The organism is Neptunicella sp. (assembly GCF_048268085.1).
GTDB lineage: Bacteria > Pseudomonadota > Gammaproteobacteria > Enterobacterales > Alteromonadaceae > Neptunicella.
On the sequence record NZ_JBLWWF010000029.1, the window covers coordinates 1 to 13,995 of the forward strand.

Below are 13,995 nucleotides of genomic sequence, written 5' to 3' on the forward strand. Positions count from 1 at the left end.
AAGGGTGCTGGAAGCGTCATTATCACAGACTCACAACAAGCGATTTGCCAAGACGGCAATCCCGGCATGGCCAGCGCTGGCATGGGCGATACCTTAACCGGTATTATTGGTGCGCTTATTGCCCAAGGGCAGCAACCCAAAGTCACAACCTGGCTAAATAGTGCCGATGCCTTACTGCATGCGACCGCATTACATGCCAGAGCGGGCGATCTTGCTGCCCAAAAGGGTGGTGAACATGGTATGCTTGCCAGCGATTTAATCTTATTTTTACGTCAATTAGTGAATCGATAATGATGTATCAGCAATTTTTACCAGATGAACAAGCCACACTGGATTTTGCTGCGAGAATCGCCTCGCTATGCACTCAGGCAACTGTTATTCATCTACAGGGCGATCTTGGCGCGGGTAAAACCTGCTTCAGTCGCGGTTTTATACAGGCGTTAGGCTATAAGGGACGAGTCAAAAGTCCCACTTATACATTGGTTGAGCCATACGAGATCAACGACTGGCGCATATTTCACTTTGATCTATACCGATTGTCCGATCCGGAAGAACTGGAATTTATCGGTATCCGTGATTATTTTGAAAATGACTGTATAAGTCTGATAGAGTGGCCTGATAAAGGGGTTGGGATGCTGGCACCGGCTGATCTGATCATTCACTTTAGCTTTGTTGATTCAGGTCGTATGGTCTCTATTGAGTCCAATTCCGAATTAGGGCGTTTGTTGATGGCAAAAATACAAGAATAAAATAATGAGCAACCATCACTTTTCATTTAAAACAAGCTTGGCTCTATTGCTGCTGCTTCCAGCAATGGCATGGGGCGCAGCCAATAAAATCAAAAGCGTACGAATTTGGCCGTCGCCAGATAATACCCGAGTGGTATTTGATCTGGACGACTCACCCGAATACACCTACTTCACCCTGTCGAAACCAGAAAGACTGGTCATCGATATTGCCGATACTCACGGCAAATATGACTTTTCAGGGTTAGGCAAAGACAGCTCTCACCTGAAAAAAATACGCTATAGCACCGCCAAGAACAAGCAATCTATCCGTCTGGTACTTGAGCTGGATAAAAAAATTAAACCGCAAATATTTGCCCTGCCGCCGACCGCCCCATATGGTAATCGACTGGTGGTGGATTTACGCGATAATGATACCGACACCAGTCCCGCCGAGCCCAAACAGGTGATCAGCCATCACGCCCAAGAAAGTACTAATCGTCCAATTGTGGTGGCCATCGATGCGGGACACGGCGGGGAAGATCCCGGTTCTATTGGTCATGCCGGCACCTATGAAAAAAATATTACCCTCGCGATTGCTAAAGCGTTGGCTCGATTGGTTGACCAAGAAAAAGGCATGAAATCCATTCTGGTGCGCAGTGGGGATTATTATGTGGGCTTTGGCCGCCGCACCGATATTGCTCGCAAAGGTGGCGCTGACTTGTTTATCTCTATACATGCTGATGCCTTCACCACACCACAACCAAGTGGAGGTTCGGTATGGGTATTATCCATGAAGCGGGCCAATACCGAATTAGGCCGCTGGTTAGAGAAGAAAGAACGTTACTCAGAACTGTTAGGCGGGGCAGCTGAAGTGATTCAGGATTCTGATTCTGAACGCTATTTAACCCAAGCCCTGCTAGATATGTCGATGGATCACTCGATGACCACCAGTTACGGTTTAAGTGATCGGGTGATCAGTGAAATGAAGAAAGTCACCCATATGCATAAAAAGGCTCCTCAAGCGGCCAGCTTAGCGGTACTGACCTCGCCAGATATCCCATCGATTCTGGTGGAAACCGGCTTTATCTCTAACCCCAAAGAAGAAAAAAATCTCAACTGGGCGACCCACCGTGAACGCCTCGCCAAAGCCATTTTTAATGCGGTTAAAAGCCATTTCCAGCATACTCCTCCCGACGGCACCTTATGGGCAGCGCTTAAAAAAGACACTCGGACCCATAAAGTTAGCCGTGGAGAATCCTTATCCGTACTGGCCGAACGCTACAATATTTCCGTGCAAACCCTCAAAGTGGCCAATAACATGAATTCTGATATTGTTCGTATTGGTCAAGTATTGACCATCCCAAGCAGTTAAACGGTCTTTCATCACTTATGCCGATTAAATTATTGCCAGCCATGCTGGCTAACCAAATTGCCGCGGGTGAAGTGGTAGAACGACCGGCTTCAGTGGTTAAAGAGCTGATCGAAAATAGTCTGGATGCGGGGGCCAGCGAAATTGAAATCAGTATCGAGAAAGGGGGGCATAAACGTATCTGCATCCGTGATAACGGCTGTGGTATCGCCAAACAGGAACTAGAACTGGCGCTAAGTCGCCATGCAACCAGCAAGATCGAATCGTTAGATGATTTGGAACATATTGCCAGTCTCGGTTTTAGAGGCGAAGCCTTAGCCAGTATCAGCTCAGTATCCCGACTCACTTTAACCTCCAAACCGGCTAATCAAACCAATGCATGGCAAGCCCAGACCGAGGGTCGCGACATGCAGGTTAATATTACTCCGGCGGCTCACCCCGATGGTAGCAGTATTGATGTGCACGATTTGTTTTTTAATACTCCAGCCCGACGCAAATTTTTACGTGCCGAAAAAACCGAATTTATGCATATCGATGAAGTGGTTAAACGCATTGCGCTAAGCCACTTTAATGTGCAATTTATACTTAAGCATAATGGCAAAACCGTGCGTCGTTACAGCAAAGCAAGCCAACCGGAGCAGCAACGTAAACGACTGGCCAATGTGTGTGGCAATGATTTTACGCAACAGTTGTATACCGTCAAAAGCGACTATCAGGATATGCATCTCAGTGGCTGGGTGAATCCCCAAGCGACACAGGAAAAAAATCAATCCCACGTTCAACAGAACCATTATTTTTATATTAACGGTCGGGTCATGCGGGATAAGTTAGTCAATCATGCTATTCGCCAAGCTTGTAATGAATGCTATGCCAGCGACACGTTGCCTGAATACGTATTGTATTTAACCATCGATCCACAACAGTTGGATGTCAATGTACACCCGGCCAAACACGAAGTGCGTTTTCATCAATCCCGTTTAGTCCATGATTTTATTTATCGTGCCATGGTTGATGTATTGGCCCAACGAAGCGAAGACACCGAACAGATCTCTGACGACAATGATGAATACAAGCCGTTACCATCAGAACCGTCGCACGGGTATATCAATAGTTTGCAACCGGTTTATCAAAGCCAACCGGGGACACATTATTCAGCACAGACCAATAGTGGCGATCATCCAAGAAATAGTCAGGGGCAACTTTCCCGCGCCGCGCAACATTATCAACAGCTAGTTACACCCGCCGATACTCATCAGATTATCCCGTGGCTACTGGTTGAGGATCACTATATGCTGGTCAATCTTGACCAACTGTACTTGCTTAATCTGGAGCAATTGCAAAGCTACAAATTTGAGCACGATTTACGCCATCAACAACTTGTTAGTCAGCCGTTGTTAATGCCTATCTCGGTTATGGTCAGCCAGCAGCAACAACAGCGGGCTGAACAACTGCAATCAGAGCTGGTCGAACATGGCATCCATATTAATAGTTTGGCCGGTAAATTAATGTTAAAACAAGTGCCAGCAGGACTGCGAGAACTGGATTGGGCAGGATTAATCGGTGAATTAACCCAATCGCAAAACGATTCTGACGGTTTCACTCCGATCTTGTTAAACGCGATTCAAAAATATCGCAGCGCATTTAGCCAAGCACAAGCGCAAACATTATGGTCATGGGCTCAACAGCATTTCGCTGATCGTTGGCCACAACAAATACAAGCATGGGGTTCGATTATTCCCCTGCAACAGTGGATTAAACAACATGGCTGAAAACTTACCGCCAGCAATCGCGCTGATGGGCCCTACAGCATCAGGTAAAACCGCATTAGCCATAGAATTATGTCAGCGACTGCCTTGCGAAATTATTAGTGTCGACTCAGCATTGATCTACCGCGATATGGATATTGGTACAGCCAAACCGAGCGCCGATGAATTAGCTATCGCCCCCCATCGCTTAATTAATATTAAAGATCCGGCCGAGGTTTATTCTGCTGCCGATTTTCGTCATGATGCACTCCAAGCCATGACCGAGATTAGCGCCGCAGGTAAAATTCCACTGCTGGTCGGTGGCACCATGATGTACTTTAAAATTTTACTCGAAGGTATTTCACCGTTGCCCACCGCCAACGCCGAGATTCGCCAGCAAATTGAGCAACAAGCAGAACAACAGGGGTGGCAGGCGCTACATGAACGACTGCAGCAAGTGGATCCGGTATCCGCACAACGTATTCATCCCAATGATCCACAGCGTCTCACTCGTGCTCTGGAGGTGTTTTTTTTAACCGGTAAATCATTAACCGAGTTGACAAAACAAAAATCGCCCCCATTAGCTTATAACTTAAAACAATTTGCTATAGCACCACAAGATCGCAAAGTATTACATGATCGTATCGCCCAGCGCTTCGATTTAATGTTATCTCAAGGCTTTGAAAATGAAGTAAAAAAGCTTTTTTGCAGGTCTGATTTGCACTTGGACTTACCATCGATAAGGGCGGTAGGATACCGGCAAATGTGGGAATACCTGCAAGGCAGGTACGACCATCAGGAAATGCGCGACCGTGCTATCATTGCCACACGTCAGTTAGCTAAACGGCAGTTAACCTGGTTGCGCAGCTGGCAAAATGTGCACTGGTTAGATACATTTGCAATCAATAACTTAGAGCGAGTACTAGCTATACAGCAGGATTAATTGTTGTATACTTCAGGCTGCTGCTATAAAACATAATAATAGAATCACAAGGACAACAAAAATGGCTAAGGGGCAATCACTACAAGACCCGTTTTTAAATGCGCTGCGTAAAGAACGAATTCCGGTTTCGATCTACCTCGTTAACGGCATTAAATTACAGGGTCAGGTTGAATCTTTTGATCAGTTTGTCATTTTACTAAAAAATACTGTTAGTCAAATGGTCTACAAACACGCAATATCCACCGTTGTGCCGTCTCGCCCCATTCCGATGGTTGCGAATCCGCCAACAAACTCCGATAATGAACAGGAATAAAATTTTTATTTTAGATCTGTTCATTAGGAGATAAAGCTTGTTTGACCGTTATGAGGCAGGTGAACAGGCTGTATTGGTTCATATTAATTTTTCCGACGAAAGTAGCAGAGAAGATTTGCATGAATTGCAAATGCTGGTCTCCTCTGCTGGCATCGAAACTGTTGATGTCATCACTGGTTCTCGACAAACTCCCCATACCAAATATTTTGTTGGTAGTGGTAAAGCGGAAGAAATTGCCAATGCAGTGCGTACCAGCGAAGCTCAAGTCGTTATATTTAATCACGCCCTTTCCCCTTCACAAGAACGCAACCTTGAACAGCTGTGCAAATGTAAAGTGATTGACCGCACCGGTTTGATCCTCGACATATTTGCCCAACGGGCACGTACCCATGAAGGGAAGTTACAGGTAGAGCTGGCACAGTTACGGCATATTTCCACCCGCTTAATTCGCGGCTGGACTCACCTTGAACGTCAAAAAGGCGGTATTGGTCTGCGTGGTCCGGGCGAAACTCAGTTAGAAACCGACCGACGTTTACTCCGTGGTCGAATTAAAAGCATTTTACGTCGCTTGGGTAAGGTCGAAAAGCAACGTGAACAAGGTCGTCGTGCACGTAATCGTGCTGAAATTCCTACCCTCGCGTTAGTCGGCTATACCAACGCGGGAAAATCAACTTTATTTAACACTATTACTCAAGCAGATGTGTACGCAGCGGACCAATTATTTGCCACTTTGGATCCTACATTACGCAAAATTCAGCTAGCCGATGTTGGCACAACGATTTTAGCTGATACTGTGGGCTTTATTCGGCATTTGCCTCACGATTTGGTCGCCGCCTTTAAAGCAACCTTACAAGAAACTCGTGAAGCGGATTTGCTTTTGCATGTGGTGGATTTTTCAGATGATCAACATGAAGAAAATATTCGACAGGTTGACGAAGTACTGGCTGAGATTGAAGCAGATGAAATTCCGCAACTCATGATCTGTAACAAAATCGATCGCATGGAGGGTATGCAGCCTAAAATTGATCGAGATGAAGATGGCAGGCCTCGCCGGGTATGGATTTCGGCTCAACAAAATATTGGCACCAATCTATTATTTGAGGCATTAACCGAATGTTTAGCACAAACAATGGTGCAATATCAGTTGCGCATTCCGGCTAAAGAAGGAAAACTGCGCGGAGCTTTGTTTCATTTAGATTGCATTGCCGAACAATCCTATGCTGATGACGGTGACTGGCTGGTAGATATACGTATGCCTAGTAGTGACTGGCAGAGACTAGTAAAACGATACGATGGTGACATTAATAGCTATGTCGTTAACAATCATTGAATGAATAACCCTTTAAGCACTGATGATTAGCATCAAACACTCCGGTGTGATGAAAAACAGTCAGCGCTATAACAATAACGTGGAGAGATAACATGGCTTGGAATGAGCCTGGTGGTAACAATAACGATCCTTGGAAAAATCGCGGTGGACGTGATCAAGGACCGCCAGATCTAGATGAAATATTTAAAAAGTTCTTTGCCAAACTGGGCGGTAAGTCTGGTGGTTCTGGATCATCCGGAGGTAAAAGCTTTGGCGGTATTGGTATTGGTTTAATCGTTGGAATATTAATTGCCATTTGGGTAATCAGCGGTTTTTATACCATACGTGAAGCCGAGCGTGGCGTAGTATTAACCTTTGGTAAATTTAGTGAGTTTAAAGATCCGGGTTTACGCTGGAAGGCGACTTTTATCGATAATGTTTATACCGTCGATGTTAAATCGATTCGTCACTTACCTTCATCGGGCTTTATGTTAACCCAGGATGAAAACGTGGTGCGGGTTGAAATGGAAATTCAGTATCGTATCGTCGAACCCTATAAATATACTTTTGCCGTCACCGATCCTGACGAAAGCTTGCGTCAGGCGCTGGATAGTGCAATCCGCTATGTGGTCGGCCATTCTGAAATGAATGACGTACTGACCAGCGGCCGTGAAGTCACTCGTCAAAATGTGTGGGAAGAACTACGCAAAATCATCGAACCGTATGGAATGGGTATTGACATCGTTGATGTCAACTTTAAAGACGCTCGTCCGCCTGAGGAAGTTAAAGCCGCCTTTGATGATGCGATTGCTGCCCAAGAAGACGAAGTGAAATTTATTCGTGAAGCAGAGGCCTATGCCCGCGCGATCGAGCCACAAGCTCGCGGTAGTGCAAATAGAATGGCACAGGAAGCCCAAGCTTATAAAGAGCAGGCAATTTTAAAAGCCGAAGGTGAAGTAGCACGTTTTAATGAATTATTGCCCCAGTACGAAGCGGCACCGGAAGTAACTCGTCAACGTTTGTATTTGGAAACACTCGAAAAAGTGTATAGCAATACCAGTAAAATCATGGTGGACAACCAAGGTACAGGTAACATGATGTATCTGCCATTAGATAAAATATTGGATCGTCAAAACACTTACACGGCCCCGACGAAAAATAGTCAGGATACACTAGAAGGACTGCGTCAAAGTCAGGACAACCTTCAGAATCAAGCGAATAGCACCAACAGTCGCACTGAACGCGCCAGAACGGGGAGAAATTAATCAATGAAAAATTTACTATTAGTTATTATCGTTGCGTTAATTGGATTAGGTTTTGGCTCAATTTTTGTGGTTGATGAAGGCCACAAAGCGATTGTTATCCAATTTGGTAAAGTACAACGTAGTGCCGATGACCAAACCGTCGTGTTTGGACCGGGTATTCATTTTAAATTACCTTTATTTGATAAGGTAAAAAAATTGGATGCGCGCATTCAAACCCTGGATGATGCCCCTGGCCGCTTTGTTACTTCAGAGAAAAAAGACCTGATTGTTGATTCTTATGTTAAATGGAAAATCAGTGATTTTTCGACCTACTACTTATCGACGGGTGGTTTTAAAGACCAAGCCGAAGCGTTGTTAAAACAAAAGGTTAACAATGGCCTGCGTACCGAATTTGGTACCCGTACTATTACTGAGATTGTCTCAGGTGAACGTTCAGAGTTAATGCAAAAAGCGCTGGTACAATCCTCACAAAGTGCCAAAGAGTTAGGTATCGAGATCGTCGACGTGCGGGTGAAGCAAATTAATCTGCCACCGGAAGTCAGTAACTCGATCTTCCAGCGTATGCGTGCCGAACGTAGTGCCGTAGCTCGTGAGCATCGCTCTCAAGGTCAGGAACAGGCAGCGATTCTTAAAGCTAACATTGATGCCAAAGTAACCGTTATGTTAGCCGATGCTGAGCGTAATGCCCGCAAAGTCAAAGGTGAAGGTGATGCCAGCGCTGCCAAGATTTATGCGGATTCCTACGGTAAAAACGCTGAATTTTACAGCTTCTTACGCAGCATGGATGCCTACCAGAAAAGCTTTGCCGATAAGCAGGATGTGCTGATTTTGGAACCTGATAGCGATTTCTTTAGATATATGAAAGACGCTAAAGGTAAAAAGTAATCATCGGGCCCGTAAGGGCCCTTTTACTATGTTGCGCGCCGAATAGAACAAGAAAAAATCCCATGTATAAACATCTCTACCAACGTTTTCTACAAGCCAATCAAGGCATTCAGCACTTTGCCTGTCACAGTCATCACTACTGGCCGGATGTCACCCGCCAAGCGACACTGGATTATTGGGATGATTCGGCTAAAAGAGTGGATGACAAGTGGGAATATCTGTTCACTGAAAAAATACCCGCGGTCCAGCAAAAAATCGCCACGTTGCTAAACACAAACCAACCTCAACAATTGGTATTTGCACCTAATACCCATGAATTGCTGTTTCGAATTATCAGTTGTCTGGATTTATCCAATCCGCTTCGCATACTGACAACCGACAGTGAGTTTCATAGTTTTAACCGCCAAGTCACCCGACTGGAAGAACTGGATAATATCATTGTCGATAGAGTGGCTTGTCTTCCATTTAATGACTTTGAAACACGATTTATTCAACAATCCACACAACATCAGTACGACCTGATATTTGTTAGTCAGGTATTTTTTAATTCGGGTTTGGCAGTCGAAGATTTACCCCGGTTAATTAACGCCATACATCAGCCTGACGGTATTACGGTAGTCGATGGTTACCACGGCTTTATGGCATTACCGACCGATTTGTCTGCACTTAAAGATAAAATATTTTATCTGGCCGGTAGTTATAAATATGCCCAAGGGGGTGAGGGGTGCTGTTTTGCCCACGTACCAGCTGATTGTCAGCTACGTCCTTTATACACAGGCTGGTTTGCTGAATTTGGAGAGCTGGATCACGCCAAAACTGGCGATGTAAATTACGCCACTAATGCCATGCGTTTTGCCGGTTCGACCATGGATTTTGGCGCGTTATATCGTTTAGATGCAGTGTTAGCGTTATTTGCGGATATGCAACTTAAGGTTGATACCATCCATCATTATGTCAAAGACTTGCAAACCCGTTTCTTGCAAAAACTTGAGTTGCTGCAACATCCATTATTAAATCGAACAACCTTGTTAATGAATAATCCTGACTGGCATGGTCATTTTCTGACGTTTAAACTAGCACACACTGACCAAGTGATGGAACTGGCTGACTATCTCAAACAACATAACATTGTTGTCGATAATCGTGGTGACCGATTGCGTTTTGGTTTTGCCCTTTATCATAATGCTAGTGAATACGATCTAAGCTGTTTAAAGGAATAGAATATGGATAACTTGTTTTGGATGGCATTCGCATTATTTTTAATATTAGAAGGCCTTGGGCCATTATTGTTTCCCAAAAAATGGCGCAATTATATTTTGCAATTAGCCAATCAATCACCACAAAATTTGCGTGTTATGGGCGGATTTATGGTGGCTATCGGCTTTATCCTGTGGCATTGGCTAAATTAATCCGGCCATCATTGCTAAAGTCCCATAAAAAGAGATGATTTTAACCCCTATTTTTTGATAGAATCCCCGCCTAATTTTTTGCTGAAATTTTAATCATGGCTAATAACGTTGTTGTACTTGGCACCCAATGGGGTGACGAAGGTAAAGGTAAAATCGTCGATCTGCTCACCGAAAAAGCGAGTTATGTTGTTCGCTATCAAGGCGGGCACAATGCAGGTCACACACTGGTGCTGGACGGCGAGAAAACGGTATTACATCTGATTCCTTCAGGTATTCTGCGTGATAACGTTAAATGCGTGATTGGAAATGGTGTCGTGCTGAGTCCCGAAGCACTGATGACAGAAATCGCAATGCTGGAAGAGCGTGGTGTACCGGCTAAAGAACGTTTGTTTATAAGCGAAGCTTGTCCCTTAATCTTGCCTTATCATATCGCCTTGGATGTGGCGCGCGAAAAAGCACTGGGTAATAAAGCTATAGGCACAACTGGTCGTGGTATTGGCCCTGCCTACGAAGACAAAATCGCTCGTCGGGCATTACGAGTCGGTGATTTATTCTGCATGGATAGTTTTGCCGTCAAACTGAAAAAGATGGTGGACTTCCATAATTTCGCATTAACTGAATACTACAAAGTTGAACCGGTAGATTTCGATAGTGTATTGCAACAGGTAAAAGACGTTGCCGAGATCCTCAAAGCCATGGTTGTAGATGTAACCGACTTGCTGGATAAAGCCCGCAAAAACGGTGAACCGATCATGTTTGAAGGCGCTCAAGGTACCTTGCTAGACATTGATCACGGTACTTATCCTTATGTAACATCGTCAAATACCACAGTGGGCGGAGTAGCGACAGGAGCCGGTTTTGGGCCTCTGCATTTAGATTACGTATTAGGTATTGTTAAAGCTTACACTACCCGCGTTGGTTCAGGCCCCTTCCCTACCGAACTGGAATGTGAAGTCGGCCAGCATCTTGGCGTAAAAGGCCATGAGTTTGGCGCCACCACTGGTCGTAAACGTCGTACCGGCTGGTTTGATGCAGTAGCCATGAAACGTGCCGTACAAATTAACTCTATCACTGGTTTTTGCTTAACCAAGCTAGATGTACTGGATGGCTTGGAAACGTTAAAAATCTGTACCGGATATCAATATCCAGATGGCAGTGTTAAAGACGTCCCTCCTATGGCGGCCGAAGGGTATGAAATCGCCACTCCACTTTACGAAGAAATGCCTGGCTGGTCAGACAATACTTACGGCGTGACTAAAGTAGCAGACCTGCCGCAAGCGGCACGTGATTACATTGCACGTATCGAAGAAATAACCGGTGTACCCGTGGATATTATTTCCACCGGCCCGGATCGAAACGAGACGATTATCGTCAGACATCCTTACGAAGTGTAAGTCATTCTGAATCAGTTCAAAGCCGCTTAATCAAGCGGCTTTTTTTATGCCTGATTAGCGTTGACATAACTGGTCAGTCCATTACATTAGTTAGGATTAAATTTAACTGAGATTATTTATGGATATTGCCGCAATTGCCCCACAGGTTAACAGCCTGAAGTCATTTTTTAATCAAGGTCAAACTCGCTCTGTTAACTGGCGTCGTCAGCAGTTATTGCAGCTAAAAAAAATGACTGAAGATCATGAACAAGAAATTGTTGAAGCGCTGCAACAGGATTTGGGCAAATGTCGTCAGGAAGCCTGGACTGCTGAAGTGGGTTATCTGCTATCCGACATCAATCACAGTCTCAAACATTTAACTAAATGGACTAAACGTCGCCGGGTTAGTACCCCTATGGTTGCCCAACCGGCTAGCAGTTTTCTGTTACCGGAGCCTAAAGGGGTAGTACTGATAATCGGTGCATGGAATTATCCATTCCAGTTACTGCTTGCCCCATTAGTCGCAGCCATTGCAGCGGGAAATTGTGCAGTATTAAAACCCTCTGAGCTGGCGGTTAATATATCTTCATTGTTAGCTAAATTGGTCCCCATGTATCTCGATCAAAAAGCTTTTTTGCTGGTTGAAGGGGGAGTAGAACAAACTACTGAAGTACTCAAACAACCTTTTGATCATGTGTTTTATACCGGTGGTGAACAGGTAGGTAAAATTGTGATGCGGGCCGCCACCGATCATCTCACTCCAGTAACACTTGAGTTAGGCGGTAAAAGTCCTTGTATTGTTGATCAGGATACTAACCTAACGATTACTGCCCGCCGAATTGTCTGGAGCAAATGGATGAACGCAGGCCAAACCTGTGTTGCCCCGGATTACGTGATTGTCAGTAAGGCGTTTTCGCAACCGTTGATTGACGCCATTAAACATCAATTGGAAGAATTTTACGGCAAAGACAGTAGTAACAATCCTGATTACGGACGCATCATTAATGAACGTCATCATGCACGATTGGTTAGTTATCTGGAAGGACAAAACGTTGTCCATGGCGGCCAGACCGATAGTCAACAACGGTATTTTGCACCAACTCTGGTGCTCAATCCGGACCTTCACAGCCCGTTGATGCAAGAAGAAATTTTTGGCCCAATTTTACCTATTATCACGGTGGACAAAATAGACCAGGCAATACCACTCATCAATAACCGACCTAAACCTCTTGCGTTATATATATACACCAACAACACCAGCTTTTCAGATCAAACGATACAGCAGACCAGTGCGGGGAGTGTGTGCATTAATGATGGAATGATGTTTATGACTAATCCGAATTTACCTTTCGGTGGTATCGGTAATAGCGGTATGGGGAGTTATCATGGTCAATTTGGATTTGATACCTTCAGCCACCTTAAATCGGTGATGAAGAGACCTTTTATAATGGATGTAAAACTGCGTTATCCACCTTTTAGTAAATTTAAACTATCCATACTGAAAAAGCTGCTGTAGTTCTATCACCCTAGTTTTGACTATTAAAAGTGGCCTCCCGGACAGGCCACTTTGCCTATTGGTTGAAATACATCTACCTGCATAACCGCTTAACTTTGCTGAACAAGGTAAGCGTGAACTTCTGTCGCATCGCGTTGTTTAGCGAACTCAACCAGTCCAGTACCGCCACAGGTCATGCCGTCTTCGGATATTAGTTTACGTAACACATCTTTACGACTGGATGCTACACTGCCGACCTTTCTGGCCACACTATGTTTTAGCAACATCAGGTCATCATTCAGTACGGCACGGCAAAAAGATGAAAACTGCATATCACCAACAAGCTTATAGCCTTCACTAACCCCAGACTTGCTGCCCGCTTCAGCTGTTGCGGTAAAGGCCGCCAACGTTAATACCGGTACAATTAAATATTTCATGGTGTTTCTCCTGTACATTTGCTTAAAGTCATTAGGCAGGTACTATTTTTCCTGCCCTATTAGTTATGCATGGAAAAACCCAATACGTCTGTTGTTTTAATGATCCAGTGCTGTTAATTCACGGTAAAACAATAAGTTACAAATAATTCACAGTATCTAATTGATTGAAATATAGTGATTTATTTTAAGCGAATATAGCCAAATTTATTTTAAGCTTATTTTTTAGCTACCAATCAATCTAAAAAAAACAGCTTATGCATATTTGACTTTAGACCCATTCAGGCACATTTAACCTCATTAACAATTTGGTTAACAATTGACTGTTAATGGCCTGTAATATCAGTCTTGCTTAATTGTTTTTAATCGGTTTTTAAACTGTAAAATGGATCATTAAAGTGCGCTGGAATCCCCACTGCACCACAATTAACAAAGGCGAGGCCAATGCAAACAATGAATCCTTTTCACTTAGCCATTCCAGTCACCAGTTTAGAACTGTCTCGTCAGTTTTATGGCGACATTATCGGTTGTCAGCAAGGGCGTAGCAGTGCGCAATGGATTGACTGGAATTTTTTTGGCCATCAATTGGTGACTCACTTAGTTGCAGAAATGCCCAGTGCACCGCAACATAATGCGGTTGATAACCATGCCGTACCAGTGCCACATTTTGGCATCGTGCTGGATAAACCCAGTTGGCAGCAGCTTGCCGATACACTGATTGCCGCCA

The 13,995-nt window shown here is 44.4% G+C and carries 15 protein-coding genes; 14 read left to right on the top strand and 1 reads right to left on the bottom strand.

What is annotated here, in order from left to right; genetic code table 11:
- The 13 genes from ACTD55_RS17555 to ACTD55_RS17615 form a co-directional block, all read left to right on the top strand.
- On the top strand, positions 1 to 291 hold a 291-nt coding region (locus ACTD55_RS17555), incomplete at its 5' end, for an ADP-dependent NAD(P)H-hydrate dehydratase (protein WP_438865635.1).
- Positions 291 to 749, top strand: coding sequence for a tRNA (adenosine(37)-N6)-threonylcarbamoyltransferase complex ATPase subunit type 1 TsaE (gene tsaE, locus ACTD55_RS17560; protein ID WP_438865636.1), 459 nt, complete (start codon positions 291 to 293; stop codon positions 747 to 749). The genes ACTD55_RS17555 and tsaE, both read left to right, overlap by 1 nt.
- Before the next feature lie 4 nt (positions 750 to 753).
- Positions 754 to 2,100, top strand: coding sequence for an N-acetylmuramoyl-L-alanine amidase (locus tag ACTD55_RS17565; protein WP_438865637.1), 1,347 nt, complete (start codon positions 754 to 756; stop codon positions 2,098 to 2,100).
- A 17-nt stretch (positions 2,101 to 2,117) separates the two neighbouring features.
- Positions 2,118 to 3,866 carry a DNA mismatch repair endonuclease MutL gene (gene mutL / locus ACTD55_RS17570; protein WP_438865638.1) on the top strand — a complete coding sequence of 583 codons (1,749 nt, stop codon included), beginning with the start codon at positions 2,118 to 2,120 and terminating at the stop codon, positions 3,864 to 3,866.
- On the top strand, positions 3,859 to 4,785 hold the full coding sequence (gene miaA / locus ACTD55_RS17575) for a tRNA (adenosine(37)-N6)-dimethylallyltransferase MiaA (protein ID WP_438865639.1): 927 nt from the start codon (positions 3,859 to 3,861) through the stop codon (positions 4,783 to 4,785). The genes mutL and miaA overlap by 8 nt, the downstream gene beginning before the upstream one ends.
- Positions 4,786 to 4,846: 61 nt before the next feature.
- Complete coding sequence (gene hfq, locus ACTD55_RS17580) at positions 4,847 to 5,098, top strand: RNA chaperone Hfq (RefSeq protein ID WP_438865640.1); 252 nt, start codon at positions 4,847 to 4,849, stop codon at positions 5,096 to 5,098.
- 37 nt (positions 5,099 to 5,135) lie between these two features.
- Positions 5,136 to 6,428, top strand: a complete 1,293-nt coding sequence (hflX, locus tag ACTD55_RS17585; RefSeq protein WP_438865641.1) for a ribosome rescue GTPase HflX — start codon at positions 5,136 to 5,138, stop codon at positions 6,426 to 6,428.
- A 92-nt stretch (positions 6,429 to 6,520) separates the two neighbouring features.
- Entirely contained in the window at positions 6,521 to 7,672 is a 1,152-nt protein-coding gene (gene hflK, locus ACTD55_RS17590; RefSeq protein ID WP_438865642.1) for an FtsH protease activity modulator HflK, read from the top strand.
- Between the two features lie 3 nt (positions 7,673 to 7,675).
- Entirely contained in the window at positions 7,676 to 8,557 is an 882-nt protein-coding gene (gene hflC / locus ACTD55_RS17595; RefSeq protein ID WP_438865643.1) for a protease modulator HflC, read from the top strand.
- 62 nt (positions 8,558 to 8,619) lie between these two features.
- On the top strand, positions 8,620 to 9,777 hold the full coding sequence (locus tag ACTD55_RS17600; RefSeq protein ID WP_438865644.1) for an aminotransferase class V-fold PLP-dependent enzyme: 1,158 nt from the start codon (positions 8,620 to 8,622) through the stop codon (positions 9,775 to 9,777).
- Positions 9,778 to 9,780: 3 nt separating this feature from the next.
- Positions 9,781 to 9,966: a DUF2065 domain-containing protein gene (locus ACTD55_RS17605; protein WP_438865645.1), complete on the top strand. Its 186-nt coding sequence runs from the start codon at positions 9,781 to 9,783 to the stop codon at positions 9,964 to 9,966.
- 95 nt (positions 9,967 to 10,061) lie between these two features.
- Complete coding sequence (locus ACTD55_RS17610) at positions 10,062 to 11,360, top strand: adenylosuccinate synthase (RefSeq protein WP_438865646.1); 1,299 nt, start codon at positions 10,062 to 10,064, stop codon at positions 11,358 to 11,360.
- Between the two features lie 118 nt (positions 11,361 to 11,478).
- A complete protein-coding gene (locus tag ACTD55_RS17615; protein WP_438865647.1) occupies positions 11,479 to 12,855 on the top strand; it encodes an aldehyde dehydrogenase family protein in 1,377 nt (458 codons plus the stop codon).
- Between the two features lie 89 nt (positions 12,856 to 12,944).
- Here the strand turns inward: ACTD55_RS17615 and ACTD55_RS17620 are convergent, their stop codons facing one another.
- Positions 12,945 to 13,271: a hypothetical protein gene (locus tag ACTD55_RS17620; protein WP_438865648.1), complete on the bottom strand. Its 327-nt coding sequence runs from the start codon at positions 13,269 to 13,271 to the stop codon at positions 12,945 to 12,947.
- Positions 13,272 to 13,712: 441 nt separating this feature from the next.
- Here ACTD55_RS17620 and ACTD55_RS17625 point away from each other — a divergent pair.
- Positions 13,713 to 13,995, top strand: a 283-nt coding sequence (locus ACTD55_RS17625) for a VOC family protein (protein WP_438865649.1), incomplete at its 3' end; no start/stop codon positions are given.